Origin of the sequence: Clostridium estertheticum, from assembly GCF_018861295.1 — a bacterium.
Lineage (GTDB): Bacteria > Bacillota > Clostridia > Clostridiales > Clostridiaceae > Clostridium_AD > Clostridium_AD estertheticum_D.
In genome coordinates, this window is the sequence record NZ_JAHLDM010000105.1 from 1 (window position 1) to 563 (window position 563).

The window sequence follows — 563 nt, forward strand, 5'->3', positions numbered from 1 at the left end:
GCTGGCAATACAAAGTATAACGTTGGTTATGGTGATAAACCATGTATAACTTCTGAAGGTGGATATTCCTGGAGTAATGGGATACAAGATGAGGCTTATCATGTATATAAATGGAGAAATCATGAAAATGATAGACTAAGCAAGGTATTAAAAGACAATAATATAAACCTTTCTCATGATGAAAAAATATCTATAAGTGTAGATAGGGATTTAAACATATCGGTTTCAGGGCTTAATGATAGTCAAAAAGAAAAATCAATTGAAGATACTTTAAATAACCACAGTGTTTCAGGCAGAAAGTATGCTTGGGCATTATTGGAACAAGTAAATGGTGCAAAAAGATTTAATGGACTTGAAGATCCACTAGAAGAAGTAAAATATATTCTTTATGATCAAGTAAAGAATAAATCTGGAGTGGACATAAATGATTTAAAGCTTGATAAAAATGGTGAAATTATTGGAGGTAATGAAGAATTTCAAAAACTTATTAATGGTTCAGGGTTTATAGGCTTACAATCAACAAAATCATTTGTATCTGATTTAAAGAAGTTACTAACTTATGG

Annotated in this window: 1 protein-coding gene; it reads left to right on the forward strand. The window is 30.2% G+C overall.

Annotation, left to right across the window (positions count from 1 at the left end; translation table 11 throughout):
• A partial coding sequence (locus KPL54_RS25870; RefSeq protein ID WP_216109331.1) for a DUF4885 domain-containing protein occupies window positions 1-563 on the forward strand: 563 nt, incomplete at both ends.